This window comes from Mumia zhuanghuii (genome assembly GCF_042681565.1).
Taxonomy (GTDB): Bacteria; Actinomycetota; Actinomycetes; order Propionibacteriales; family Nocardioidaceae; genus Mumia.
Window position 1 is genome coordinate 1,721,521 of the sequence record NZ_JBHUFT010000008.1, and the last position, 23,386, is coordinate 1,744,906.

A 23,386-nucleotide genomic window follows, 5' to 3' on the forward strand; every position below is an offset into this window, starting at 1 on the left:
CGTGCGTCCGGCGCCTCAGTCGAACGAGATCCGCCCCTCCCGCGTGAGGTCGTCGACCGCGTTGAGCTGCAGACCACCGTCGGAGAGCGTCCAGACCGTGTCGCCGATGACGAGCGCGCGGCGGATGCCGCCGTCGTATGGGTTCGCCCCCTCCTGGTGCGAGAGCGTGCCGAGCTCTCGCAGGGAGTCGCCGTCCACGCGCACGGCGAGGATCTCCGTGCGTCCGTCGCCGGTCCAGTCACGCAGCGGGACGAAGGCCGTCCGCGTGGCCTCCCACCAGAGGAACGCATGCGGATCGGCGACGTCGGAGGAGTCCTTGTGCCTGTGGAGCAGCCGGCTCAGCAGCGCGGGTCGCGTCGGCTCGGCGACGTCGAACAACGAGACCTGGGCGCCGGTGGTGCGGCCTCGTCGGGTCGCGTCCATGCCGACCCCGAGCAGGCGGCCGTCGCCGACGACGTGGAGATAGTCGGAGTAGCCGGTGATCTTGAGCTCGCCGGAGGCGACCGGCCGGGCGGGGTCGCTGAGGTCGACGACGTAGAGCGGGTCGATCTGACGGAACGTCACGAGGTAGGCGTACGGGCCCACGAACCGCACGCCGTACACGTCCTCACCCTTGCCGAGCCCGCCGACACTGCCGCGGGCGGCGAGCGTGTCGGCGTCGAGGGCGGACACCGACGTCGCCCGCGACCGCTCGGAGCTGCCGCTGGTCGTGACCACCCGCAACGTGCCGTCGTACTCCGACAGCGAGTACGAGTCGAGCACCTGCCCGGCGACCTTGCCGGACCCGAGATAGAGCGGCTTGCCGGCCCGCGCGAGGTCGAAGCGGTGGATCTCGGTGCTGCCGGCGGCCGGAGCCGTGTCGGAGCTCGTGAGATAGAGGCTCGTGGGACTCGCGTACGCCGTGGCGCCGTCGGCGGTGAGCGTGACGGGGGAGAGGTCGCCGAAGGAGTCTGCGCCGAGGTCGACCGTGTAGACGGTGACCAGGCTCGCACCCGTGTAGTCGGGGGGCCGGACGACGCTGGTGCACGGCACGGTCGTCGTGGTCGACTCACCGCCCGTGGTCACCTCGTACGAGGGCAGCCAGGCATCGAGCGGCGCCTTCGCGAGCACGTCGCGGCGGGTCGCATCGCTCTGCTCGCTCTGTCGGAGCGTCGGGAGGGTGATGTCGGCCGCGCTGCGTACCACGAGACGCACGCGCCCGTCGACGAGGCGGGCGTCGACCAGGCCGCCGTCGGGGCGCAGCATCGACAGCACGCGAGGCGCCTTGCCGGAGAGGTCGACAAGGACGAACAGGCTGCTCGGCGGGCCTGGAGCGGCGAACCTGCTCTCGACCGCCGGGCCCAAGGCGACCGAGCCGGACGCGCCCAAGGTGACGAGCGCGCGGTCGCCGTCCACGAGGAGCGAGGCCGACTCCGCACCTGCATAGGCTGTGAGGTTGAGCGTGCCGACGACCGTACGGGACTCCACGTCGGTGATGCGCAGGACGCCGCCGGTGATCGAGACGAGGCGCGCGCCGTCGGTCTTGACGACGTCGGGCTCGTCGACGCCGACCTCCTGGTTGTTGGTGGTCGAGTGCGCGGGTGTGCCCTTGGCGCTGGCCCCGAGGTCTCCGGACGTCTTCTCCAGTGCGGCTACCGGCATTACGTAGAGCGAGAACGGGTCGTACGCGTCGACGTTCTTCACCGCGTGCGCGCGCAGGTCGGCGAGCAGGGCGTCGCAGCTGTCGCTGGCCGACAGCGTGTGCGCGACAGGGCGGGCGCCGGCGAACGCGACATCGCCACCTGGGCTGCGCGGTGGCGGAGCGTCCACGCCTCCCGGAAGCGAGACAGCGACGGTGGCGACGGCCGCCACCGCGACGGCGGCGAGGCCGAATCGCAGCCGGTGTGCGCGAGGTGCGTGGCCCCTCGAAGCGGAGACAGCGGTGGCTGCGCGGACACGAGCGAGCAGGCGTTCACCTGCACCGGACTCCGCCCACCCGTCGTCAGCGGGAGTCGGGGGACGCAGCGCGCGGAGCCTGCGGTCGAGGTCGTCGTCAGTCATGGGTCGCTCCCGCCCGTGTGCTCGGGTCGGTCCGGCGCTCGGCCTGATCCGACGCGTCGAGCCGCTCGGCGAGCCGACGCCGGGCACGATGGAGGCGTACGCGGTAGGTCGCCCGCGAGCACCCGAGCGCCCGTGACGCCTCATCGGCGTCAAGGTCGTACCAGGCGCTGAGCGAGAGGACCTCCTGGTCCGCGGGGGAGAGCGCGCTGAATGCGCGGGCGAGGCGGTCGGTAGTGCCCATGTCGTCGCCCGACGCGCCTGCGGACACCGCGGCCTCGACGGCGATCCGCTCGGTCAGCCGATCACGCCGCCGAGACGAGCGGCGATGGTTGGCGAGCACCCGTCGCGCGGTCCCGAACAACCACCCGAGCGCGGGCTCCGGGACGACATCGGCCTTCTTGAAGGCGATCACGAACACCTCCTGCATCACGTCCTGCGCCGTCTCCGGGTCGGTCCGGTGCATCAGGTACGCGAGCACACGGTCGGCGTACGCGTGGAACCACGCCTCGAGCATGTCGTGCCGCTCGACGTCGTCCACGGGCGCCTCCTCCGGTCGGCCGGTCATGAAGTGAGTGTCCGGATCGTCGTGGAGAGTTACAGACGGCGTCAAGGTTTCGCATGTCCCTGTTGCGTGCGTCATCCGGGCCCGATATGCAGGGGGTCACGCTCGCATCGCCGTTCCGCCGAAAGGATCACCATGCGCAAGACCGCTTCCATCGCCTCGATCGTGCTGGGCGCCATCATGATCGTCGCGGCGATCGTCACCTGGGTGATGGTCTCCACCACCCTGTCCGACCAGAAGATCACGGTCGCCGATGACGCCGACTGCGCGGCGGGAGACCCCGTACGAGGGCCGATCAGCGCCTACTGTCAGGCCAAGGTCATCGACAAGCACACGCTCGAGTCGACCGACGGGAAGACGTACGCTGAGCTCGACCAGGAGGACCCGCTGCGGGAGACGGCGATGACGTCGGCGTTCTTGCAGGCGTCGCTGTTCACCTCCGTCGTCGCCTTCGGCGTCGCGGCGATGGCGGCCGCGATGGGAGTGATCTTCATCCTCATCGGGCTCGGGATCCGCGACGTGAGCAGCCGTGCGGACCCGCGGGCAGGTGGTCCCGTGCCCGATGGATCCACGCGGGAGTGACCAAGGTCATCGCGCCTGGATCGGCCTCTAGACGATCTGTGTGAGAGCCTGATGCAGTCCGTTTGAGACCGATCCCGGGGGGTCTGCGCTACATGTCGTCGGCAGTCGTCATCGTGCCCGTCATGCTGCTCATCGTCATCGCCGCCGTGTTGTTGGCGGCGGTGCTCGCCTATCCGTACCGGGGGCGGGTGGTGCCTGCGCGGGTGCCGGGATCGGCGGCGCTCGACCGGATGCTCACGGCGATCGCGGAGTGGGCGCAGATCGGTCACCACCCCGACGCCGGCCACGAGGGCGACGTCAGCTCAACGTTGCCCAGGCTGAGCTCATCCACGGCACCGCGAGACTGACCGTCGGTCCGACGACGACGACCGCGGCCATCACGTAGCAGGCGACCGCCTCTCGGCGGCCCGGCCGCTCCTCCTCCAGCCGCTCGATGCGACGGACGAGGGTGGTCGTGGCGCCGAGGGCCCCGGCAGGTGCCGGCCGCGTGCCGATCTTGACCAGCGCGCGCGCCAAGGGAGTGGTGCCGCTCGCGCGTCGCGCATGGTCGTCGGCCAGCAGCTCCACGAGGACCCGGGTCGAGGCCAGCGCGGCCTCGCTGCGCAGGACGCGCGGGAACGCGCGGTGCAGCGCGGTGAAGGCGTCGAGCACGAGGTCGTGACGTGCGCGCAGGTGCGCGCGCTCGTGGGCGAGCACCGCGTCGAGCTCGGACGGATCCAGCGAGGCGACGGTGCCGCGCGAGAGGACCACGCGGGCGTCCATGCCCGGGAGGCAGTAGGCGAAGGGCTCGCTGGTGTCGAGGATGCGCACGGAGCGTCGTGACGCGTCACGGCTCGCGACGAGGTCCACCAGGGTCCGGTGGCGCCGTCGTACGGCACGCACCTCGAGGGTGACCGACACCATCGACCAGGCCGTACGGAACACCACGACCAGCGTGAGTGCGAGGAATGCGACGTGCAGCGCGACCCGCCAGGCACCCGGCTCGGGGTTCGGGGCGCCTTCGTGCACGACCAGCCACAACGACGCCGACAGGCCGGCGCCGACGACGGCGAGGATCGCGGCGAGCGCCAGGGCCTGCCAGAGGACGACGGCGGCACGCGGGGCGCGATAGGGCCACTCCATCCGCGCCAGGACGGCGGGCACGGGCTGGGCGAGCGCGAGCCCGATCAGGCCCAGCAGGAGCGGGGTGGTCATGGGGTCTCGACAGGCTCGACCGGCGGGACAGGCTCGACCGGCGGAGGCTCGACCGGCGGGTTCTTCGCCTCGATGCGGGCGAGCGCGGCGCGCAGCGCCTGGGCGTCGTCGTCGCTGGCCGTCTCGGCGAAGTAGACGAGCGCTGCCGTACGGTCTTCGCCGGCCGACGCGAGCACCTCGTGCATGAGCGTCACGGTGAGCTCGTCACGGCCGACCTGCGGTGCGTACGTGAAGGCGCGGCCCTCGCGGCGGCGTGCGACGACCCCCTTGCGGGCGAGCCGGTCGAGGACCGTGGTGACCGTCGTATAGGCGAGGTCGCGGCTGGGGGTCAGGAGATCGAGGACCTCACGTCCGGTCAGCGGGTCGTCCGCGTCCCAGAGGAGGTCCATCACCTCGCGTTCGAGCTCGCCAAGTCGTGCCACGAGTTGAGTGTACGGGCTGCTACGACACCGTGTCGTACCCCACGTACTGATCTACGACGCAGCGTAGTAGGTTTTTCCTACAGCGTGTCGTCATCGACCTCGCGGGACTGGATCTTCTGGGTCGCCGGGCCGGGCCGCTGGTACTAGCGTGACCTGAAGTTCGAGCCATGGGAGAGACATGGAAGCCCTCGAGTTGGCGCGGTGGCAGTTCGGCATCACGACCGTCTACCACTTCTTCTTCGTCCCGATCACGATCGGGCTCTCGTTCCTCGTCGCAGGCCTGGAGCTGGCCTGGGTAAGGACGCGCAACGAGAAATGGCTGAGACTCACGAAGTTCTTCGGGAAGGTGTTCCTGATCAACTTCGCGATGGGGATCGTCACCGGCCTCGTGCAGGAGTTCCAGTTCGGCATGAACTGGTCCGACTACTCACGTTTCGTCGGTGACATCTTCGGTGCGCCGCTCGCAGTCGAGGGCCTGCTGGCCTTCTTCCTCGAGTCGACCTTCCTTGGCCTCTGGATCTTCGGATGGGACAAGCTCTCACCCGCGGTGCACAACGCCTGCATGTGGATCGCGGCGATCGGCACCGCTCTCTCTGCGTACTTCATCCTCGCGGCGAACTCCTTCATGCAGAACCCGGTGGGCTACACGTTCAACGCCGAGCGCGGACGTGCGGAGCTGGAGAGCTTCACCGAGGTCCTGACCAACAAGGTTGTCCTCATCACGCTGCCGCACACGCTGTTCGGCGCCTTCATGGTGGCCGGCGGCCTCATGGCCGCGGTCTCGATGTGGTGGCTGATCCGACGCAAGCCCGTCGATGCGGACGCGTTCCGCTCCACCCTTCGTCTGGGCGCCGTGACCCTGCTCGTCGCCGGGCTCGGCACCGTCGTCACCGGCGACATCCAGGGCAAGGTCATGACCGAGGTCCAGCCGATGAAGATGGCCGCGGCCGAGGCGCTGTACGAGACCAAGCAACCAGCGCCGTTCTCGATCCTCACGGTCGGCTCGCTCGACGGTGACAAGCCCTTCTACCAGCTCGAGGTCCCGCACCTCCTGTCGTACCTCGCCACCGGCACGTGGAACGGTGAGGTCCAGGGGATCAACAACCTGCAGGCGGAGTACGAGGAGACGTACGGGCCCGGCAACTACAAGCCGTACATCCCCGTCACGTACTGGTCGTTCCGGCTGATGATCACCTGTGGCGCGCTCGCGATGGCGATCGGCGCCTGGATGCTCTGGGTCACGCGCAAGGGCCGCGTCCCCCGCAGCGACCGGCGATGGCCGATCTGGCTCGCCGTCGCGGCGACGCTGCTCCCGCTGTTCGCGAACTCCTTCGGCTGGATCTTCACCGAGATGGGTCGTCAGCCCTGGATCGTGTTCGGGTTGATGCGGACCGAGGCCGGTGTCTCGCCGAACGTCGGGGCCGGCACCGTGCTCACGTCCCTGATCGTCTTCACCCTGCTGTACGGAGCGTTGGCGGTCGTCGAGGTCAAGCTGCTGCTGTCGGCGATCAAGAAGGGGCTGCCGGAGGTCGATCCTGACAACGAGACCGGCAAGCAGCCCGACGACAAGCCGATGGCGTTCGCCTACTAGGAAGGGAGAGGAATCATGGAGCTCACCACCGTTTGGTTCTGCGTCGTCGCGTTCCTCTTCGTCGGGTACTTCGTACTCGAGGGATTCGACTTCGGCGTCGGCATGCTGCTGCCCTTCCTGGGCCGCGACGACCGCGAACGCCGCACGATGATCAACACGATCAGCCCGCTCTGGGACGGCAACGAGGTCTGGTTGATCGTCGCCGGCGCCAGCATCTTCGCCGCGTTCCCGGAGTGGTATGCGACGTTGTTCAGCGGGTTCTACCTCCCGCTGCTTCTGATCCTGGTCGCGCTGATCGTGCGTGGCGTGGCCTTCGAGTACCGCCACCAGCGCGAGGACGCGGCCTGGAAGCAGCGCTGGGACGCCGCGATCATCTTCGGCTCATTCGTCCCCGCCCTGCTGTGGGGAGTGGCGTTCGGCAACATCGTGCGTGGCGTGGAGATCGACGCCGACAAGAACTACGTCGGCACTTTCTTCGACCTGCTCAACCCGTACGCACTGCTGGCCGGGGCGGTCACGCTGACCCTGTTCCTGACCCACGGAGCGAACTTCCTCGCGCTCAAGACACGCGGCATCATCCACGAGCGGGCGCGCGACGCCTCGCTCAAGGTCGGTCTGGTCGCCGCGGTGCTCGCGGTCGCCTTCCTGCTGTGGACGTGCCTCGACCACGACGACGTCTGGGTGTGGGCGCTGTCTGGCCTCGCCGCGCTCGCCTTCGTCGGTGGGCTCGTCGCTGCCTGGGCTCGTCGCGACGGCTGGGCGTTCGTCGGCACGATGGCCGCGATCGGTCTCGCTGTCACCGCCCTGTTCGTGGCGCTGTTCCCCGACGTGATGCCCTCGACGCTCGATCCGGCGTACAGCCTCACGACCGAGAACGCGGCCTCGACCGACAAGACGCTCGAGATCATGAGCTGGGTCGCCGTGATCTTCCTGCCGATCGTCATCGGATACCAGGCCTGGAGCTACTGGGTGTTCCGCAAGCGGATCAGCGTGGAGTCCATCGCGGCGGACGTGCCGGCGGAGCACACGCCGGCATGAGCAGTACGGCCGTACAAGCTGGGTCGACCCGCCCGCTGGACCCACGCCTGGTGCGTCGCTCGCGTGCGGTGCGGTCGTACCTGGTCACCAGCGTCGCCCTCGCGACCGTCATGGCCGCCCTGGTGGTCGCCCAGTCCTGGTTGATCGCGCGGATCGTGTCGGACGGGTTCGAGGGCTCGGGCCTCGTCCCCGCCGTCACGGCCGCGGTGGTCGCCCTCGCGGTGGCCGTGCTGGCGCGGGCGGGGCTCGGGTGGATCCACGAGGTGGTCTCCGCCCGCGCCGCCGTCCGGGTGAAGACGCAGCTGCGTGACGAGGTGGTCGCGAGCCTGCTCGACGGCGCGCCTCGGCGGGGGCCACGCCCGGAGTCGAGCCATGTCGTGACCCTGCTCGGGCCGGGACTCGACAAGCTCGACACCTACTTCGCCCGCTACTTGCCGGCGCTCGCACTGGCGCTGACCGTGCCGGCGGTCGTGATCGTCGCGGCATTCGTGGCCGATCCGCTGTCGGGCGTCACGATCGCGGTGACCCTGCCGCTGACCGTCCTGTTCATGGTGCTCGTCGGCTATATGACGCGCGACCGTACGGAGCGGAGGTGGCGCGCGATGGTCCGGCTCGGCCACCACTTCTCGGACGTCCTCGACGGACTGGTCGTGCTCAAGGTGTTCGGCCGCTCGCGCAACCAGACCAAGGGCATCGCCGAAGTGGGGGAGCGCAACCGTGAGGAGACGATGGGGGCGCTGCGGCTGGCGTTCCTGTCGTCGTTCGTCCTCGAGCTGGTGGCGACGATCTCGGTGGCGCTGGTCGCCGTCTCGATCGGGCTGCGGATCGTCGAGGGCCACATGTCCCTGATGACGGGCCTGTTCGTGCTCGTGCTCGCCCCGGACGCGTACTTGCCCCTGCGGCAGGTCGGCTCGCACTTCCACGACTCCGCCGAGGGACAGTCGGTCGCTGACGACGTGTACGAGATCCTCGACGGTGAGGCTGGTGGTCGAGCACCCGCGTATCGAGACCACCCTGCCCCCGACCTCACCGGCGCCACGATCGCCGTCGACGGCGTGACCGTCTCGTACGAGGGACGCAGCATCCCCGCGCTCCCTCCGACGACGCTGACCATCGAGCCGGGTCGGGTCACCGCACTGACCGGCCCGTCGGGCTGCGGCAAGAGCACGCTCGTCGACGTGCTCATGGGGTTCGTCGCGCCCACCGCCGGCCGCGTCACCATCCGTGCCGCGGACGGGACGTCGTACGACCTGGCCGACCTCGACCTCGCTTCTTGGCGGACCCGCATCGCGTGGGTCCCCCAGGTGCCGGGGGTCCTCGAGGGCACGATCGCGGCGAACGTCCGCCTGGGCGCACCCGACGCGTCCGACGACGACGTGACCCGAGCGCTGCGCGACGCCGGCGCGCCCGACCTGCACCCCTGGCGCGAGGTCCACGAGGCCGGTGCCAACCTCTCCGCGGGTGAGCGGCGCAGGCTCGCCGTCGCACGTGCGCTGCTGCGCGTACGGCGTGGGGGAGCGGCCGTGATGCTCCTCGACGAACCGACGGCGGGTCTGGACGCGGCCACCGAGCGGGAGGTCCGGCGCAGCCTGCGCGACGCACTGGTCACCGTCGTGGTGGTCGCGCACCGCTCTGCGCTGGTCGCGGACGCCGACACCGTCATCGCCCTCACCGCACCGACGGGGGTGACCGCATGACGACCGCACGACGCCGTCTCGTCCTCGGAGGATTCTTCGGCCTGCTCGCCAGCCTGGCCTCGATCGGGCTGCTGCTCGTGTCGGCCTGGCTGATCTCGCGGGCGGCACAGCATCCTCCGGTTCTCTACCTCATGCTCGCGATCGTGGCGGTGCGCGCCTTCGGCGTCGCCCGCGCGGCGCTGCGCTACGTCGAGCGGCTGTTTACCCATGACGGGGCGCTGAGGATCGGGACGCAGATCCGGCTCGCGGTCTACGAGGGGCTCGAGCGCCTCTCGCCGTCGACGCTGGCAGCCGGACGGCGCGGCGAGCGCATCAGCCGCATCGTCTCCGACGTCGAGGCCCTCCAGGACCGGATCGTGCGCGTCGCGATCCCGCGGGTCGTCACTGCCCTGTCCGCAGCCGTGGTCGTCGGGCTCGTGCTCGCGGTGTTCCCGCTGGGCGGCGCGATCCTCGCGGCGGCGGTTCTCGTCGCGTGGTGCGGGGTTCTCGTGGCCGTACGCCTCGGCGGCGACCAGACCAACGCGGCCACCGCGGACCTCCGGGGTGCGCTCGCCGCCGAGGTCTCGCAGATCGTACGCTCCGCGAGCGACCTGGTCGCGTACGGCGCCGCGGACCAGGCACGCGACGAGGTCGTCCGTACGGGGGATCGTCTCGCGTCCACCGAGCGTCGTACCGCCTTCCTCGACGGGTTCGGGGTTCTCCTCGTCCGGGTGTGCCTCGGTGCCGCGACCTGCGCGATCGCGTGGATCGGTGTCGCCGCGGTCGCCGACGGGGCCCTCTCGCCGGTGCTCCTCGCGGTGGTCGTCCTCGCCCCCGTGGCGCTGGCCGAGCCGCTGGAGGGCCTGAGCGGCATCGAGCAGCAGGACCTCCGCTCGGCCGCGTCGCGACGCCGGGTCGACGAGCTCGTCTCGGCTCCCGAGGATGTCGTGGATCCCGTCGACCCGGCTGCGGATCCCGTCGGCTTCGACCTGCACCTGCGTGACGTCGCGCTCGGCTGGGGCGACGCGCCGGACCTCGTACGGGGCCTCGACCTCGACCTGCCAGAGGGCGCCGTGGTTGCCGTCGCGGGTCCGAGCGGGTCCGGCAAGTCGACGCTCGCCGCGGTCCTGCTGCGCCTCGCCGCGCCGCGCGCCGGCACGATCACGCTCGGAGGCACGCCGATCGACACGCTCACCGGCGAGCAGGTCCGCCGGGTCGTCGCGACCCTGCGCCAGGACGAGCACGTCTTCGACACGACTATCCGCGAGAACTTGCGGATCGCCGATCCCGACGCCGACGACGCGACCTTGCGTGCGGCACTCGACGCGGCGGGGCTCGGGTTGTTCGTGGCCGGGCTGCCCGACGGGCTCGACACCGAGGCCGGCGAGAACGGCAACCGGCTGTCCGGCGGAGAGCGGCAGCGGCTCGGACTGGCCCGGCTCCTGCTCGGGGACCACCGTGTCCTCGTGCTTGACGAGCCGACCGAGCACCTCGACGCCGCGACCGCCGAGGCGCTGCTGCGCGACCTCGTCGCCCTCGCCCCGTACCGGTCGATCCTGCTGGTCAGCCATGACGAGCGAGCCCTCGCGGCCGCGTCGCACGTCGTACGCCTCGGAGCGGCGACTAGGATCGTTGACCGTGTCTGACACCACGCAGTACCTCTTCATCGGTTTGGTCATCGCTGTCCTCCTGATCGGCGGTATCGCCGCCTTCGTAGTCGGCTCCCGCGGCAAGGCCTTGCCGCCCGCCGACACGGTCGACCGGCGCCTCGACGACCTCCGCGAGCACCCCGAGCACGAGCCGGCGCCGACCGGCGACGGACTCGAGCCGTTGCTGCCCGAGCCGGGGGAGATCGACGAGTCGGACTCCGACAACGAGCCAAGCGCAGTCGCCACCGAGGGGGCACCGACCGCGCCGGAGCTCGAGCAGCCTGCGCCCACGGCCGGCCGTCTCGTCCGCCTGCGCGAGCGCCTGTCGCGCTCGCAGTCGTCGCTCGGTCGCGGTCTGCTCGCGCTCCTGGGTCGGGACCGGCTCGACGAGGACACCTGGGAGGAGATCGAGGACACCCTCCTCGCCGCCGACGTCGGCGTCGCTCCGACCCAGGAGCTCGTCGAACGGCTGCGGACCCGCATCAAGGTCGAGGGCGTCGCGGATCCCGAGCGGGCCAAGTCGATCCTCCGCGAGGAGCTCGTGGCGCTGGTCGACCCCTCGTACGATCGTGCGGTCGCCGCGAAGGGTGCCGACGGGACGCCGGGCGTCGTGCTCGTCGTCGGCGTCAACGGCACCGGCAAGACCACGACCGTCGGGCGCCTCGCGCGCGTGCTGGTCGCGGATGGCGACACGGTCCTGCTCGGCGCCGCCGACACGTTCCGCGCCGCGGCGGCCGACCAGCTCCAGACCTGGGGCGAGCGCGTGGGCGTGCCGACCGTCCGTGGCCCTGAGGGCGGCGACCCCGCGTCGATCGCGTTCGACGCGGTCAAGACCGGCAAGGAGGGCGGCTACGACACCGTCGTCGTCGACACTGCTGGTCGCCTGCACACCAAGACGGGCCTGATGGACGAGCTCGGCAAGGTCAAGCGCGTCATCGAGAAGCAGGCTCCGGTCACCGAGGTGCTGCTGGTCATCGATGCGACCACCGGCCAGAACGGTCTGACCCAGGCGCGCGTGTTCGCCGAGGTCGTGGACGTGACCGGCATCGTGCTGACCAAGCTCGACGGGACGGCCAAGGGCGGCATCGTGATCGCCGTCCAGCGCGAGCTCGGCGTCCCGGTCAAGCTCGTCGGGCTCGGAGAGGGCGCCGACGACCTTGCACCGTTCGAGCCCGAGGAGTTCGTGGACGCCCTCCTCTCCTAACCTCCCGGGTCGGTTTCTGCCCCCGCCGGGTCAGCCTGCGGCCAGAAACCGACCCGGCGACCGCAGAGACTGACCCGCGGCGGGCAGAGACTGACCCGCGGTCAGGGGGTGCCGGCGAGGAAGCGCTTGAGGAGCGGGCCCGCGGTCTGCGAGCCGGACTCGCCGGTCTCCACGAACACCGCCACCGCGAGGTCGCCGTCCGTCCCGACCATCCACGTGTGGGTCTTCACCGGCGAGCCGTACTCGGCCGTGCCCGTCTTGGCGCCGACCTCGCCCCCGAGGCTCGCGAGCCCGCGCCCGCTGCCGTTCGTGACCACGCGCCGCATCAGCGCCTGCAGCGCGCGCCCCTCGGCGGCCGTCAGCGTGGAGTCGGCCTTCGGCGGCGTGACCTCCGGAAGAAGCACCGGGACGACCGTACGGCCCGCCGCGACGGACGCGGACACGGTCGCCATCGTGAACGGCGACGCGAGCACCTTGCCCTGACCGATCATCGACGCCGCATGCTCGGTCTCGGGAGCTTGCGAAGGCACCGATCCGAAGTACGAGGGGAACCCGAGATCCTGGTCAACCCCCATCCCCAGCGACGCTGCCGCCGAGGCGAGATCGGACTGGGCGACCTTGCCGCGCAGCCCGATCATCGCGGTGTTGCACGACTGCGCGAACGCCTCGGCGAACGGGACCCGCCCCAGCGCGCTCGCCGGGTAGTCGTCGTAGTTCTTGAACGACTTGCCGTCCACGACCGTCGTCGCAGGGCATGGTGTCGTCGTCTGCGGCGTCACGCCCGCACGCAGCGCAGCCAGCGCGGTCACGATCTTGAACGTCGACCCCGGCGCGTACTGTCCGGTCGTCGCGATCGCCTGCCCGTCGGCGCCAGGCCCGGTCGCCGCAGCGAGCACCGCACCGTCGGACGGGCGGATCGCGACGAGCGCGCTGGGCGGCTTCGTGCCGGCGAGGACGCGTTCGCCGAGCTCCTGCATCCGGAGGTCGAGCGTCGTACGCAGCGGCTTGCCGGGGACCGGCTCCTGCTCGAAGACTGGTGTGTCCTTCATCTCCGGGGACGGGTTCGCGGGGTCCTCGGCGGAGTCGCTGACGACGTCCACGACGTAGCCGTTGCGCCCTCGCAGCGTCTCGTCGTACCGGCGCTGGAGGCCCGACAGGCCCGTCACGTCCCCGGAGCGAAGCCGCCCCTTGCTCTCGTCGACCAGCTCCTTCGTGGCGTCGCCGACCGACCCGAGGACCCCGGCAGCGAACGTCCGCGACGGCGCCAGCGGCAGCGTGTCGGTGATCACCGCGCCGCCCTGGATCGCCTCGACGGCGCCGAGCGGCGGCGCCTGCTCCGTACGGACGACGAGCGCTTCGACGAAGGCCTTCGGACCGGACTGGGACACCCTCTTCGCGAATGCGGCGGGGTCGATCTCGACGAGCCGCGCGATCGCCCGGGCCGAGCTGTCGTGGCGGGCGGGCTCGACGGCTGCCTTGTCGAGACCGACGCGCAGGACGGAACGTTCCGTGACCAGCGCCGTGCCCTCGCCTCCCATGATGTCGCCGCGCTCGGGCATGACGGTACGGATGCGCAGCCGCTGTCCGTCGGCGAGGTCCGGCGCCACCAGCGTGGGGTCCCACGCGACCGTCCAGGAGTCGTCCTTGCGGGTCATCGCCGCCTCGGTCTCGTACGACCAGGTCGCCTCGGGGCCGAGCGTCCAGCGGTACGACAGCGTGACGGTCGCGCGGTCGTCGTCCTCCTCGACGCTCTCCACCGAGACGGTCGGCTTGAGCTCGTCCATGCCGCGGGTGATGGTCGCGAGCGCCTCTGAGGCCTGCGGATCGTCGATCGGGACCTTGGCGAGGTCGAGTGCGGAGAGCCCCTCGGCGAGGCGCTCGGCCTCGGGGTCGGCGGAGGGACCGCTGCAGGCGGCGAGGGTGCCCGCGGCGACCATCGCGACGACGGCACCGGAGGCGAGACGGCGTACGGAGGTGAACGGCATGCCCCCATCCTTACCCGACCGAGGTTCGGAGCGAGAACGCACGGGCGGCGCGCGTCGGCAACTCGGAAACGCCGACGTAACACAACCGGGGGAAGTGTCACTTGAGCGAAACAGACAGTCGCTCAACCCGAAACGAACCGCAGCGAACCTGATCGTCAACGAAGCCGTCCCCGGACACAGCCGTTCGAGCGCCGGCACTGTCGCAAGTTCTCACCCTGGAGGTTCCATGGACACCGGCCACGCAGCCTGGATCCTGACCTCCGCGTCGCTCGTTCTCATGATGACGCCGGCCCTGGCGCTCTTCTACGGCGGAATGACGCGGACCAAGTCAGTCCTCAACATGATGATGATGTCGTTCAGCGCTCTGGGCGTCGTCGGCGTCGTCTACGTCCTGTGGGGCTGGTCGATGTCGTACGGCTCGGAGGACGTCGGCGGCTTCTTCGCCAACCCGTTCGAGCTGTTCGGGCTCGACGGCGTCGAGGGCATCGGCTACATCAGCGTCGCCTTCCAGCTGACGTTCGCGGTGCTGACCGCGGCGCTGATCAGCGGCGCGCTGGCCGAGCGTGTGAAGTTCTCCTCGTGGCTGGTCTTCCTGCCGCTGTGGGTCACGCTCGCCTACTTCCCGCTGGCGCACATGGTCTGGGGCGGCGGATTCCTCTCCGGCAGCGCCGACGGCCTCGCCGCGATGATCTTCGGGACGACCGGCTCGGGCGCCGACGAGGCCGCGACGGTCGCTCCGATCGACTATGCCGGCGGTACGGTCGTCCACATCAACGCCGGTATCGCCGCGCTGATCCTCGTCCTGCTGATCGGCAAGCGCAAGGGCTTCGGCAAGGAGCCGACCCGTCCGGGCAACCTCCCCCTGACGATGCTCGGCGCTGGCCTCCTGTGGTTCGGCTGGTTCGGGTTCAACGTCGGCTCGTACGTCGACGCCACCGGCACGGAGCCGATCTCCAGCGGTGCCGAGGGCTTCATCGAGAACTCGATCGCCTATGCCACCGCGTTCACCGGCGAGGTCGGGCTGGTCTGGATCAACACCGCCGTTGCTGCCTCTGCCGCGATCATCGGCTGGCTCGTCGTCGAGAAGATCCGCGACGGCAAGGCCACCTCGCTGGGTGCCGCTTCGGGCATCGTCGCCGGTCTCGTCGCGATCACCCCTGCGTGCGGCGCGCTCAGCCCGATCGGCGCGATCATCCTCGGCCTCGTCGCTGGCGCGGCCTGCGCCCTGGCGGTCGGCCTGAAGTTCACGTTCGGCTACGACGACTCGCTCGACGTCGTCGGTGTCCACCTTGTCGGTGGTCTCATCGGCACTCTGGGCATCGGCCTCCTCGCCGTCAACGGCGGGCTGTTCTATGGCGACGGCATCAAGCTGTTCGTGGTCCAGGTCTCGATCGCGCTCTTCGCGATGGTCTGGTCGGGGGTCTTCACCCTGATCATCGGCCTGGCCATCAAGGCGGTCATGGGCTGGCGCGTCGCCGAGGAGGACGAGGTGGAGGGCATCGACCTCTCCGAGCACGGCGAGTCGGCCTACGACCTCGCGCCCGCCTCCGGTGTGGCCCGCCCGTCGGTCGCCGCTACGCTGACCCACACCCCTGAAGGAGCCAAGGCATGAAGCTCGTCACCGCGGTGATCAAGCCGCACAAGTGGGAAGAGGTCCGCGAGGCCCTCGAGACTTTCGGCATCACCGGCATGACCGTCACCGAGGCCAGCGGCTACGGCCGCCAGAAGGGCCACACCGAGGTCTACCGCGGCGCCGAGTACGACGTCTCGCTGGTCCCCAAGATCCGGGTCGAGATCGTGACCGAGGACGAGGACGTCAAGGACGTCGTCGACGTGGTCGTCAAGGCCGCCGCGACCGGCAAGATCGGTGATGGCAAGGTCTGGGTCGTCCCCGTCGAGTCCGTGGTCCGGGTCCGCACCGGCGAGAAGGACGAGGCGGCGCTCTGACCGAGGAGCTCAGCGCACGGCGCCGGTCCCGGGCTGATGACCTGGACCGGCGCCTGCGCGACTGCTTCACCAAGGCCGTGTCCGATCTGCCCGAGGCAGGCCGGCGCGGCCTTGCGCTCGTCGCGGTGGGCGGGTACGGACGCGGCGAGATGTCCCCGTTCTCCGACGTCGACGTGGTGCTCGTGCACCGTACGGACGTCCCTGCGGCGCGAGTCGCCCAGGTGGCCGAGCAGGTCTGGTATCCCCTCTGGGACGACGGCGTGGCCCTCGACCACGCGGTCCGCAGCACCGAGGAGATGCTGAGCACGGCCGCCGTCGACTACCGCGCGGCGCTCGGCATGCTCGATGCCCGCGCCGTCGCCGGCGACTCCGCCGCAGTCGTCGCCCTGCGGTCGGAGGTCCTCGCCGCCTGGCGACGTACGGCCAGGACGCGGTTGCCCGAGCTGCAGCGCGCCACCCACGAGCGCGTCGCGCGCGTCGGCTGGCTCGCGCAGTCGGCGATCATGGACCTCAAAGAGTCCGGCGGGGGGCTGCGCGACGGGACGACGATGCGGGCGCTGGTCGCGAGCTGGCTCGTGGACGTCCCGCACCGCGAGCTGGAGGCACTGCGCGCGGCGATGCTCGACGTCCGCGACGTGCTGCACGAGGTTGCAGGACGCCCGACGGACCGGCTGACCCCCGAGCTGGTCCCCGAGGTCGCTGCGGCCATGGGGTACGCGCCCGACCAGCTCGACCTGCACGTCCGTGACCTCGGCCGTCGTACCGCGCACCTCACGACCACCACGTGGCGCCGTCTCGACGCCGTCTTCGCCGACGGCCCGCGTACGAGATCCGCTCCCGGGCCCCGCCTCGACCCGATCGCCCCGGGCGTCGCGCTCGCCGGCGGCGAGATCGTGCTGACCGGCGCGCCTGATCCTGCCGAGGACCCGTTGGTCGCGCTGCGTGCGGTCGCCGAGTCGGCGCGCCGCGGCGTGGCGTTGTCGGCGGCGTCGGCCAGACGGCTGGCGAGCGTGCCGCCTCCGCCCGAGCCGTGGTCGCCAGAGGCGCATCGCCTCCTGGTCGAGACCCTGACGGCCGGGCGTGGGCTGGTGCAGGTCTGGGAAGAGATCGACCTCGCGGGTCTCGTCGACCGGTGGCTCCCCGAGTGGACGCCGATCCGCCTGCGGGGCTCGTCCTCACCGGTGCACCGCTTCACCATCGACCGACACTCGGTGGAGGCCTGTGTCGTCGCCAGCGAGCTCATACGCGATGTCGCACGTCCCGACCTGCTCTGCACCGCTGCGCTGCTGCACGACATCGGCAAGGGCCGCGAGGGCGACCACAGCGAGGTCGGCGCGCCGATCGCCGAGCAGATCGTCCTGCGGTGGGGGTTCGAGCCCGCCGACGCTGCGACTATCGGTGCGCTCGTACGCCAGCACCTCCTGCTGCCGACTCTCGCCACCCGCCGAGACATCGAAGACCCCGACACCGCCGCCAACGTGGCCCAGCGGGTGGGCGATGTCGCGCACCTCGACCTGCTGGCGGCACTCACCGAGTCCGACGCACGCGCGACCAGCCCCGCCGCGTGGTCGGCCTGGCGCGCCGGCCTGATCCGTGGCCTGGTCGCCAAGGCCCGTACGGTGCTCGGCGGTTCGGGTGCGCTCGCGGACCCCTCGTACGAGGGCTGGCCGGCGGCCGTGCCCCTGCCGGACGCGCCACGCGGCGAGCCGTTCACCGTGGAGGTGCGCCCGCACCACGACGGCTCGCTCGTCCAGATCACCGCCGGCGACCGGATCGGGCTCCTGGCCGACCTCGCGGGCGCGCTCAGCGTGGCGGGACAGCAGATCCGGTCGGCGCGCCTGGTCGAGCGGGATGGGCTGACCACCAGCATCTGGGAGGTCACCGACGCCGCCGTCGATCCGGCGCGGCTGACCCGACGGGTCCGTCAGGTGCTGGCGGGCGAACTGTCCCTCGAGCAGCGGATCGGGCTGGGGGAGGCCTCGGCGGCGATCCCGCCCCAGGTGGTCGTCCACGCGGGCTCCTCGACCTCGGCGACCGTGCTGGAGGTACGCGCGCAGGACCGCCGGGGTCTCGTGTGGGCGGTCGCCCGTGCGATCGCCGAGGCCGGGCATGCGATCCGGTCGGCGCACCTGTCGACGTTCGGTCCGCAGGCGCGCGACGTGTTCTACGTCGTGGCGCCGGGCGGCTCCGCCCTGCGCGAGCCCGAAGCGGCCGAGCTGGCCGAGCGGATCCGTGCGCTCCCGCTCTGACGAGGTCGTACGAAAGACGCCTGCGGGGTCCGGGCTACAGGCGAGCGGCTAGGCTTGAACGCACGTGCCGCGACCCGCGGGACCCGTCACGACACCTGAGGAACGGCTGTCTTGTTCGACACACTCCAGAACCGCCTCCAGACCACCTTCCGCAACCTGCGCGGCAAGGGCAAGCTGTCCGAGGCCGACATCGATGCCACCGCCCGGGAGATCCGCGTCGCGCTGCTCGAGGCCGACGTTGCCCTGCCCGTGGTCAAGGAGTTCGTCGCCCGGGTCAAGGAGCGTGCCCGCGGCGAAGAGGTCAGCCAGGCCCTCAACCCGGCCCAGCAGGTCATCAAGATCGTCAACGACGAGCTCGTCAAGATCCTCGGCGGTGAGACGCGTCGCCTGCGCCTGGCCAAGAACCCGCCGACCGTCATCATGCTCGCGGGCCTCCAGGGCGCGGGCAAGACGACGCTCGCCGGCAAGCTCGGCCTGTTCCTCAAGAACCAGGGCCACTCGCCGATGCTCGTCGCGGCCGACCTCCAGCGGCCCAACGCGGTCAACCAGCTCCAGGTCGTCGGCGAGCGCGCCGGCGTCGACGTCTATGCCCCGCAGCCGGGCAACGGCGTCGGTGATCCCGTCCAGGTCGCGAAGGGCGCGCTCGACGAGGCGCGCAAGACGCTCCACGACGTCGTCGTCATCGACACCGCCGGTCGCCTCGGCATCGACGAAGAGCTGATGAAGCAGGCGTCGGATATCCGCGACGCCACCGATCCCGACGAGGTCCTCTTCGTCGTGGATGCGATGATCGGTCAGGACGCCGTCCGTACGGCAGAGGCTTTCCTCCAGGGAGTCGACTTCACCGGCGTCGTGCTGTCGAAGCTGGACGGCGACGCCCGCGGTGGTGCGGCCTTGTCGATCGCGGAGATGACCGGCCGTCCGGTGATGTTCGCCTCCAACGGTGAGAAGCTCACCGACTTCGACATCTTCCACCCCGACCGGATGGCCTCGCGCATCCTCGACCTCGGCGACATGATGACGCTGATCGAGCAGGCCGAGAAGGCGTTCGACGTCGAGCAGGCGCAGAAGACCGCCGAGAAGCTGGCCGGCAAGACCGGCGACTTCACTCTGGAGGACTTCCTCCAGCAGATGCAGGCCGTCCGCAAGATGGGCTCGCTGAGCAAGATCCTCGGCATGCTGCCTGGCGCCGCTCAGATGAAGGACCAGCTCGCGAACTTCGACGAGCGCGAGATCGACCGCATTCAGGCGATCATCTACTCGATGACCCCGGCCGAGCGTCAGAACCCGAAGGTCATCGACGGCTCGCGCCGCGCCCGCATCTCCCGCGGCTCCGGTACGCAGGTCAGCGACGTCAACCAGCTCGTCGACCGCTTCTTCGAGGCGCGCAAGATGATGCAGCAGATGGCCAAGGGCGGCGGCATCCCCGGGATGCCGGGCATGCCGGGGATGCCCGGCATGGGCGGCAAGCGCGCCGGAGCCCGCCAGCAGGCCAAGAAGGGCAAGGGCAAGGGACGTCGCATCTCCGGCAACCCTGCCAAGCGGGCGGCCGCGGCGCAGGGTGAGGTCGCGAAGCCGGCAGCGGACGGTGCGTCCGCGTTCGGCTTCGGCGGCAAGCCGCAGGCCGACGGCGACATCGAGATCCCCAAGGAGCTCCGCGACCTTTTCTAGGCCGCACGCCGCTCCGCCCCCCCGTACGTACCCGTGCCCGTGGTGAAAGCAACCTGACGTTCTCGCGATCGCGAAAACGTCAGGTTGCTTTCACGACGCGGACGGCGAGCTGGTCAGGACGCGGAGAACCACCCGGCCCGACCGAGTTGTGCGGGCGCCTGCGCGAGGCCGAGCTGGTCCGAGACCCACGTCCCCGTACGCGCGACCTGCTCGGGATCGACGCCCGTCTCGTAGCCGCTGCGGTGCAGCAGGTAGAGCAGGTCCTCCGTCGCGATGTTGCCTGTCGCGCCAGGGGCGAACGGGCAGCCGCCGATGCCGCCGGCTGACGCGTCGAGCACGCTCACGCCGGACTGCACGGCGGCGATCGCGTTCGCGTAGCCGGTGTTACGCGTGTTGTGGAAGTGCGCGCGCAGCGGCAGGTCCGGCGCGAGATCGGCAAGTCCCGAGACGAGATCGACGACCTGGCCGGGCACGCCGACGCCGATCGTGTCGGCGATCGCCAGCTCGTCGGGCGCGTCGTCAAGGACGGCCTTCGCGACGTCGAGCACTCGCCCCGACGGAACCTCCCCGTCGAACGGGCACCCGAAGGCCGCCGCCAGGATTACCGACGTACGCAGCCCGGCCCCGCGTGCCACCGGGGCGATGGCGTGCCAGGCCGCCACCTGGTCGTACGTGCCGACGCCCTGGTTGCGGACGGCCAGCCCCTCTGAGGCGACGACGACCACCGTGACCTCGTCACACCCGGCGGCGATCGCACGGTCGAGCCCGCGCCGGTTGAGCACCAGCCCGATCGCGCTCAGCCGTGGGTCGTCGCGCACCAGCGCCATGAGCGCCTCGGCATCGGCCATCTGCGGCACGCGGTCGGGCCGGGCGAAGGCTGTCACCTCGATGCGCCGTACGCCGGCGTCGAGGCTGCGCCGTACGAGCTCGGCCTTGACCGGCGTCGGGAGGATGCGGGCCTCGTTCTGGAGCCCGTCGCGCGGAGCGACCTCCACGATCTCGATCGCTGCGGCGTGGCGGGATGTCATAGTGCGTCCTCCTGGGGAAGGCTGGGAGCGGCGAGTCTATCTGATATACGATCTGATCCATGTCTACCGAGCAGACTCCTGGCGCCCTCGCCGGGGTACGTGTCATCGAAGCCGGCCAGCTCCTGGCCGGACCCTTCGCCGGTCAGCTGATGGGAGACCTCGGCGCCGACGTCGTCAAGGTCGAGGCCCCCGGTGTGGGCGACCCGATGCGGCAGTGGGGCCGTGAGAAGCCCCACGGCCACTCGCTGTGGTGGCCCATCGTGGCGCGCAACAAGCGCTCGGTGACCCTCGACCTGCGCCGTCCGGAGGGCCAGGAGCTGTTCCTCCGCCTCGTCGAGCACGCCGACGTCGTCGTCGAGAACTTCCGGCCCGGCACGCTCGAGCGCTGGAACCTCGGCTACGACCGTCTCAAGGAGCGCAACCCCGGCATCGTGCTCGTCCGCGTCAGCGGGTACGGGCAGACCGGGCCATACTCCGAGCGCGCCGGCTACGGCTCCATCGGCGAGGCCATGGGCGGCCTGCGCTACATCACCGGTGAGCCGGACCGTCCGCCGTCGCGGACCGGCCTGTCGATCGGCGACTCCCTCGCCGCCACCCATGCGACGGTCGGCACGCTTGCCGCCCTGCTTCACCGCGAACGGACGGGGGAGGGGCAGGTCGTCGACAGCGCGATCTACGAGGCCGTCCTCGCGATGACCGAGAGCCTGGTCACCGAGTGGGACGTCGCCGGCTACCAGCGCGAGCGGACCGGCCCGATCCTGCCGAATGTCGCGCCGAGCAACGTCTATCCGACCGCCGATGGGCACACGATCCTCATCGCGGCCAACCAGGACACCGTCTTCACGCGGCTCGCCGCGGCGATGGGGGAGCCGGAGCTCGCCGAGCTGCCCGAGTACGCGACGCACGGCGCTCGTGGCGCCCGGCAGGAGGAGCTCGACCAGCGGATCGCCGCGTGGACGGCGAAGCACGACGCCGAGGAGCTCCTCGTCCTCCTGCACGACTCCGGCGTCCCCGCCGGGCGGATCTTCCGCGCCGCCGACATGCTCGAGGATCCGCACTACGCGGCTCGTGAGGCGATCGTCCGCGTGCCCGACCCGACCTTCGGCACCCTCGCGATGCCCAACGTCGTCCCGCGGCTGTCGGGCACGCCCGGCAGCGTCCGGTGGACGGGGCCGACGCTCGGCCAGCACAACGACGAGGTGTACGGAGACCTCCTCGGCATCGCCGCGGACGAGCGTACGGCGCTTGCCGAGGCCGGGGTGATCTGATGGACCGCGGCGACGACTACGCCGCAGCGGGGTTCCTCGGGCGCGTCGGCTTCGGTGCCCGCCCGGCGGTCGTCGTCGTCGACGTCGTCACGGCCTACCTCGACCCGGCTTCGCCGCTGAGCGACACCGGCGGCCGGTTCGAGAGCGCCCGTGCGGCCAGCGCGCAGCTCGTGGAGATCGCGAGGGCGCACGACGTCCCGGTGGTCTTCACCGAGGTGCGGCTCACGACCGACGGGGTCGACGGCGGCCACTTCCGCCGCAAGGTCCCCGCGCTCGCCGCGTTCGAGCCCGGCTCGCCATGGGCGGAGTTCCCCGAATCGCCCGCTCCGCTGCCCGGCGAGATCGTGATCACCAAGCAGTACGCCTCGGCGTTCTTCGGCACGTCTCTCGCGTCGACGCTGCGCTTCTGGGGGGTCGACACGGTGCTCGTCGTCGGCTTCTCGACCAGCGGGTGCGTCCGTGCGACCGCGACCGACGCGCTGCAGCACGGGTTCCGCCCGATCGTCGTCGACGAGGCCTGTGGCGACCGCGACGTGCAGGTGCACGCGCACAACCTCTTCGACCTCGACGCGAAGTACGCCGACGTCGTGCCTCTCGCAGACGCGGTCACCTACCTCCGTACCCCGACACCGACCCCCGACCCCCGAGAAGGAGCCATGCCGTGACCGAGCAGGCTGTGACCGAGAAGGACCTGTACGACGAGGCGCTGGAGTGGACGAGCTTCGCCCCCGCCGGCGCCGAGCAGAAGGCGGAGATGGTGATGCTCCGCGCGTCGGCCGACGCCACCTCCCGTACCGTCCTCGTCCGCTTCCCCGAGGGGTGGAAGCGGGCGATGACGGGACACCAGCCCGCGGGCGAGGAGATGCTCGTCCTCGAGGGGGCGCTGTCGATGAGTGGCGAGACGTGCCGCCCGGGATCGCTGCTCGTCGTGGAGCCGCGGGCGACTCGTTCGCAGACCGGTACGCAGGTCGAGACGCGGGCGCTGGTGTGGTTCAGCGGTGCGCCCGGCGGCTGGGCTGAGGGGCCGGCCGACGATGCCGGCACGCTCGGCGTGCACACGGTGGCGCCGGGTGCGGTACGACCTGCCGGCGGTGCCCTCCCGGGCTCGGTCGAGGTGCTCGACGGCGCCGAGATCAGCACCTTCGCGGCGGACGTCGACCTCTACTGGACGGCGGAGCGCCGCTGGGCGCACGTTCCGGCCGGGGATGCCGCGCCTGCGTACGACGGCCCGGTCGTCATACGCCACTGGGCCTGACGCCCCTCGGACCCTGTGATCGGTG

20 protein-coding genes are annotated in these 23,386 nt (G+C 70.9%); 14 read left to right on the top strand and 6 right to left on the bottom strand.

The genetic code is table 11. The features are described 5' to 3' along the window. Positions 1-15 precede the first annotated feature (15 nt). Positions 16-2,040 (bottom strand): beta-propeller domain-containing protein, encoded by a 2,025-nt coding sequence (locus ACFSDF_RS16745; protein WP_167003691.1) that lies wholly within the window; start codon positions 2,038-2,040, stop codon positions 16-18. Beyond that, on the bottom strand, positions 2,033-2,605 hold the full coding sequence (locus ACFSDF_RS16750; RefSeq protein ID WP_208322361.1) for an RNA polymerase sigma factor: 573 nt from the start codon (positions 2,603-2,605) through the stop codon (positions 2,033-2,035). Before ACFSDF_RS16750 ends, ACFSDF_RS16745 begins: the two co-directional genes overlap by 8 nt. Before the next feature lie 132 nt (positions 2,606-2,737). On the opposite strand from ACFSDF_RS16750, the gene ACFSDF_RS16755 reads away from it, so the two are divergent. Next, positions 2,738-3,184 (top strand): aromatic ring-opening dioxygenase LigA, encoded by a 447-nt coding sequence (locus ACFSDF_RS16755; protein ID WP_167003690.1) that lies wholly within the window; start codon positions 2,738-2,740, stop codon positions 3,182-3,184. 62 nt (positions 3,185-3,246) lie between these two features. Then, positions 3,247-3,531 (top strand): hypothetical protein, encoded by a 285-nt coding sequence (locus tag ACFSDF_RS16760; RefSeq protein ID WP_167003688.1) that lies wholly within the window; start codon positions 3,247-3,249, stop codon positions 3,529-3,531. Here ACFSDF_RS16760 and ACFSDF_RS16765 read toward each other — a convergent pair. Further along, entirely contained in the window at positions 3,482-4,378 is an 897-nt protein-coding gene (locus tag ACFSDF_RS16765) for a M56 family metallopeptidase (RefSeq protein WP_167003686.1), read from the bottom strand. The two genes, ACFSDF_RS16760 and ACFSDF_RS16765, sit on opposite strands and share 50 nt — an antisense overlap. Further along, positions 4,375-4,800, bottom strand: a complete 426-nt coding sequence (locus tag ACFSDF_RS16770) for a BlaI/MecI/CopY family transcriptional regulator (RefSeq protein ID WP_167003684.1) — start codon at positions 4,798-4,800, stop codon at positions 4,375-4,377. The genes ACFSDF_RS16765 and ACFSDF_RS16770 overlap by 4 nt, the downstream gene beginning before the upstream one ends. Before the next feature lie 178 nt (positions 4,801-4,978). On the opposite strand from ACFSDF_RS16770, the gene ACFSDF_RS16775 reads away from it, so the two are divergent. Genes ACFSDF_RS16775 through ftsY form a run of 5 tightly spaced genes read left to right on the top strand, consistent with a single transcriptional unit; the run spans position 4,979 to position 11,958 of the window. Then, the gene (locus ACFSDF_RS16775) at positions 4,979-6,391 is read left to right on the top strand and encodes a cytochrome ubiquinol oxidase subunit I (RefSeq protein ID WP_167003681.1); all 1,413 of its coding nucleotides are present in this window, start codon (positions 4,979-4,981) and stop codon (positions 6,389-6,391) included. 15 nt (positions 6,392-6,406) lie between these two features. Then, on the top strand, positions 6,407-7,429 hold the full coding sequence (gene cydB, locus ACFSDF_RS16780) for a cytochrome d ubiquinol oxidase subunit II (RefSeq protein ID WP_167003679.1): 1,023 nt from the start codon (positions 6,407-6,409) through the stop codon (positions 7,427-7,429). A 50-nt stretch (positions 7,430-7,479) separates the two neighbouring features. Continuing rightward, complete coding sequence (gene cydD, locus ACFSDF_RS16785; RefSeq protein WP_377158380.1) at positions 7,480-9,126, top strand: thiol reductant ABC exporter subunit CydD; 1,647 nt, start codon at positions 7,480-7,482, stop codon at positions 9,124-9,126. Beyond that, a complete protein-coding gene (gene cydC, locus ACFSDF_RS16790) occupies positions 9,123-10,751 on the top strand; it encodes a thiol reductant ABC exporter subunit CydC (RefSeq protein WP_167003676.1) in 1,629 nt (542 codons plus the stop codon). The genes cydD and cydC overlap by 4 nt, the downstream gene beginning before the upstream one ends. Continuing rightward, a complete protein-coding gene (gene ftsY / locus ACFSDF_RS16795; RefSeq protein WP_243842971.1) occupies positions 10,744-11,958 on the top strand; it encodes a signal recognition particle-docking protein FtsY in 1,215 nt (404 codons plus the stop codon). Before cydC ends, ftsY begins: the two co-directional genes overlap by 8 nt. A 101-nt stretch (positions 11,959-12,059) precedes the next feature. On the opposite strand, the gene ACFSDF_RS16800 is transcribed toward ftsY, so the two are convergent. Continuing rightward, complete coding sequence (locus ACFSDF_RS16800) at positions 12,060-13,943, bottom strand: penicillin-binding transpeptidase domain-containing protein (protein WP_167003672.1); 1,884 nt, start codon at positions 13,941-13,943, stop codon at positions 12,060-12,062. Between the two features lie 226 nt (positions 13,944-14,169). Here ACFSDF_RS16800 and ACFSDF_RS16805 point away from each other — a divergent pair, with 226 nt between their 5' ends. The 4 genes from ACFSDF_RS16805 (at position 14,170) to ffh (ending at position 19,810) form a co-directional block, all read left to right on the top strand. After that, positions 14,170-15,555: an ammonium transporter gene (locus ACFSDF_RS16805; RefSeq protein WP_167003670.1), complete on the top strand. Its 1,386-nt coding sequence runs from the start codon at positions 14,170-14,172 to the stop codon at positions 15,553-15,555. Continuing rightward, the gene (locus ACFSDF_RS16810; protein ID WP_149770640.1) at positions 15,552-15,890 is read left to right on the top strand and encodes a P-II family nitrogen regulator; all 339 of its coding nucleotides are present in this window, start codon (positions 15,552-15,554) and stop codon (positions 15,888-15,890) included. Before ACFSDF_RS16805 ends, ACFSDF_RS16810 begins: the two co-directional genes overlap by 4 nt. After that, positions 15,887-18,139: a [protein-PII] uridylyltransferase gene (locus tag ACFSDF_RS16815; protein ID WP_279587741.1), complete on the top strand. Its 2,253-nt coding sequence runs from the start codon at positions 15,887-15,889 to the stop codon at positions 18,137-18,139. Before ACFSDF_RS16810 ends, ACFSDF_RS16815 begins: the two co-directional genes overlap by 4 nt. Positions 18,140-18,250: 111 nt before the next feature. After that, positions 18,251-19,810, top strand: coding sequence for a signal recognition particle protein (gene ffh / locus ACFSDF_RS16820; protein ID WP_377158383.1), 1,560 nt, complete (start codon positions 18,251-18,253; stop codon positions 19,808-19,810). Positions 19,811-19,923: 113 nt separating this feature from the next. Here the strand turns inward: ffh and ACFSDF_RS16825 are convergent, their stop codons facing one another. Further along, positions 19,924-20,838 carry a hydroxymethylglutaryl-CoA lyase gene (locus tag ACFSDF_RS16825; RefSeq protein WP_377158385.1) on the bottom strand — a complete coding sequence of 305 codons (915 nt, stop codon included), beginning with the start codon at positions 20,836-20,838 and terminating at the stop codon, positions 19,924-19,926. Positions 20,839-20,897: 59 nt separating this feature from the next. Between ACFSDF_RS16825 and ACFSDF_RS16830 the strand changes: the two genes are divergently transcribed. The 3 genes from ACFSDF_RS16830 to ACFSDF_RS16840 are packed head-to-tail and all read left to right on the top strand — an operon-like array spanning position 20,898 to position 23,361. Continuing rightward, positions 20,898-22,106 (top strand): CaiB/BaiF CoA transferase family protein, encoded by a 1,209-nt coding sequence (locus ACFSDF_RS16830; RefSeq protein WP_377158387.1) that lies wholly within the window; start codon positions 20,898-20,900, stop codon positions 22,104-22,106. After that, on the top strand, positions 22,106-22,771 hold the full coding sequence (locus tag ACFSDF_RS16835) for an isochorismatase family protein (RefSeq protein ID WP_377158389.1): 666 nt from the start codon (positions 22,106-22,108) through the stop codon (positions 22,769-22,771). Before ACFSDF_RS16830 ends, ACFSDF_RS16835 begins: the two co-directional genes overlap by 1 nt. Then, a complete protein-coding gene (locus tag ACFSDF_RS16840; protein ID WP_377158391.1) occupies positions 22,768-23,361 on the top strand; it encodes a cupin domain-containing protein in 594 nt (197 codons plus the stop codon). Before ACFSDF_RS16835 ends, ACFSDF_RS16840 begins: the two co-directional genes overlap by 4 nt. Positions 23,362-23,386 lie beyond the last annotated feature (25 nt).

Excerpts from the sequence above, each read along its gene's own strand:
- ACFSDF_RS16745 (WP_167003691.1), bottom strand. The coding sequence starts at position 2,040 with ATGACTGACGACGACCTCGACCGCAGGCTCCGCGCGCTGCGTCCCCCG.
- ACFSDF_RS16750 (WP_208322361.1), bottom strand. The coding sequence starts at position 2,605 with ATGACCGGCCGACCGGAGGAGGCGCCCGTGGACGACGTCGAGCGGCAC.
- ACFSDF_RS16755 (WP_167003690.1), top strand. The coding sequence starts at position 2,738 with ATGCGCAAGACCGCTTCCATCGCCTCGATCGTGCTGGGCGCCATCATG.
- ACFSDF_RS16765 (WP_167003686.1), bottom strand. The coding sequence starts at position 4,378 with ATGACCACCCCGCTCCTGCTGGGCCTGATCGGGCTCGCGCTCGCCCAG.
- ACFSDF_RS16775 (WP_167003681.1), top strand. The coding sequence starts at position 4,979 with ATGGAAGCCCTCGAGTTGGCGCGGTGGCAGTTCGGCATCACGACCGTC.
- cydB (WP_167003679.1), top strand. The coding sequence starts at position 6,407 with ATGGAGCTCACCACCGTTTGGTTCTGCGTCGTCGCGTTCCTCTTCGTC.
- cydC (WP_167003676.1), top strand. The coding sequence starts at position 9,123 with ATGACGACCGCACGACGCCGTCTCGTCCTCGGAGGATTCTTCGGCCTG.
- ACFSDF_RS16800 (WP_167003672.1), bottom strand. The coding sequence starts at position 13,943 with ATGCCGTTCACCTCCGTACGCCGTCTCGCCTCCGGTGCCGTCGTCGCG.
- ACFSDF_RS16805 (WP_167003670.1), top strand. The coding sequence starts at position 14,170 with ATGGACACCGGCCACGCAGCCTGGATCCTGACCTCCGCGTCGCTCGTT.
- ACFSDF_RS16810 (WP_149770640.1), top strand. The coding sequence starts at position 15,552 with ATGAAGCTCGTCACCGCGGTGATCAAGCCGCACAAGTGGGAAGAGGTC.
- ACFSDF_RS16825 (WP_377158385.1), bottom strand. The coding sequence starts at position 20,838 with ATGACATCCCGCCACGCCGCAGCGATCGAGATCGTGGAGGTCGCTCCG.
- ACFSDF_RS16830 (WP_377158387.1), top strand. The coding sequence starts at position 20,898 with ATGTCTACCGAGCAGACTCCTGGCGCCCTCGCCGGGGTACGTGTCATC.
- ACFSDF_RS16835 (WP_377158389.1), top strand. The coding sequence starts at position 22,106 with ATGGACCGCGGCGACGACTACGCCGCAGCGGGGTTCCTCGGGCGCGTC.